General features: G+C 51.0%; 1 pseudogene. It reads left to right on the top strand.

What is annotated here, in order from left to right:
- The first annotated feature begins 14 nt into the window (after positions 1-14).
- Positions 15-1,675 (top strand): annotated as a pseudogene (gene tnpC / locus E0E29_RS19375) (IS66 family transposase).
- Positions 1,676-1,867: the final 192 nt, after the last annotated feature.

Genomic DNA, 1,867 nt, shown 5'->3' with positions numbered 1-1,867 from the left:
TCCAAAACTACTACGTGGCATGCGGATACACGGATCTTCGCCGCGGGATAGACGGACTGGCGGCTATCGTAAGTCAGCAGTACGGCGGTTGTCTGAGTGAAGAAAGCCTGTTTCTGTTCTTCGGGCGCCGGACAGACCGAATCAAAGCACTCTACTGGTCCGGAGATGGATATATTCTGCTATACAAGCGTCTGTCCAATGGACGATTTCAGTGGCCGAGGAGTGAGGCAGAACTCCAGACAACCATCCGGCAACAGCAGGCCGAGATTGATAACCTGAAAAAGAAGTTGGATCATATGAATGAGATCCTTCTCAACGCTCAGCGTGCCCGTTTCGGACAGTCCAGCGAGAAAAAGGCCTATGTTTTAAGCGAAGACCAGATTTGTCTGTTTAATGAAGCGGAACAGGTGCAGGACCACAAGGCAGAAGAACCCACCGAGGAGACCTTTACGGTAAAGGCGCATGCCCGAAAGAAAAAGCGCACAATTGCTGAACTGGCAAAAAATCTCCCTGTAGAGGAGATTATACTCCAGCTGCCGGAATCCAAGTTGAACTGCAGCAAGTGTGGTGGTACGTTCCGGCTGATTGGTAAGAAGCTGGTTCGCCGGGAATTGATTATTATTCCGCAGCAAGAAAAAATTTTGGAATACTACAGCTGTACCTACGCCTGTGACAAGTGCGAAAAGGACACCGGCTTTGCCCATATCCTGACCGCACAGGCGCCTGCTGCCCTGATGAAGCATTCTCTGGCTTCTCCCTCTACCGTGGCTGACGTCATAATTAAGAAATATGTGGACGGGCTTCCTTTGGTCCGCCAGGAGAAGATCTGGGCCAGACAGGGAGTGGAGTTGAGCCGCGCACACTGGCCAACTGGGTGATCCAGTGTACCCAAACCTGGCTGAAACCTCTGTACCGGCATATGAAGCAGGCCTTGCTGGAAGACACCGTGATCCACGCGGATGAAACCACTGTGCAGGTTTTGAAAGAGGATGGCAAAGCCGCAGCCTCTGAGTCCCGGATGTGGGTATACGCCAGCGGGGAAGGCAGCAAAAAGCCCATCCGAATCTTTGAGTACCAGCCAGACCGTAGTGGAAAACGGCCCGCAAACTTTCTAAAAGGTTTTAACGGCTATCTGGTGACGGATGGTTATGCTGGGTACAACCAGGTTGCAAATGTTACCCATTGCGGCTGTTGGGCCCACGCCAGGAGAAAATGGCGGGAAGCTATGCCGGACGGAGCAACTGTGAAAACGAGCAAAGCGGCAGTGGGATACCGGTATTGTACCAAGCTGTTCACCCTGGATGGCAAAACGAGCTATATATTACCGAAAACACGCAATGAATACCGCCAGAATGTGGTTCGTCCCCTTCTGGAGGAGTATTTTTGCTGGCTAAAAACGGTACACCCCGAAAAAGGCAGCAAGCTGGAGGACGCAGTCCGCTATTCGCTGAACCAGGAGCACCAACTGACGGCGTTTTTAGATTCTCCTGAGGTTCCTATCTCTAACAACTTGGCCGAAAATGCGATCCGTCCATTTGTTGCGGGCCGAAAGAACTGGCTGTTTTGTGACAGCGTGAAGGGTGCAGAATCCAGTGCCATTGTATACTCGATAGTAGAGACGGCAAAGGCTAGGGCTTGTTTGAAAAAAGTAACCGTCAAATCTCCCTGCGCATAAAAAGGCCGCCATCTCAGTGTGAACAGCTCCAGTAAAACCGGACAATAGACAAAAGGCCCCCTAATGTAGGAAAATAAAGCTACATTAGGGGGTCTTGCTATGTCCGGAAAAAAAGGGATGAAAAAGTATCCGGTAGGGATACGAGAAGAAGTGGTGTCACGAATCCGTGGAGGAGAAAGCCAGCGTGCTTTA

It is taken from the genome of Intestinimonas timonensis, assembly GCF_900626145.1.
Lineage (GTDB): Bacteria > Bacillota > Clostridia > Oscillospirales > Oscillospiraceae > Intestinimonas > Intestinimonas aquisgranensis.
This window is presented reverse-complemented; position numbering and strand designations above follow the sequence as displayed.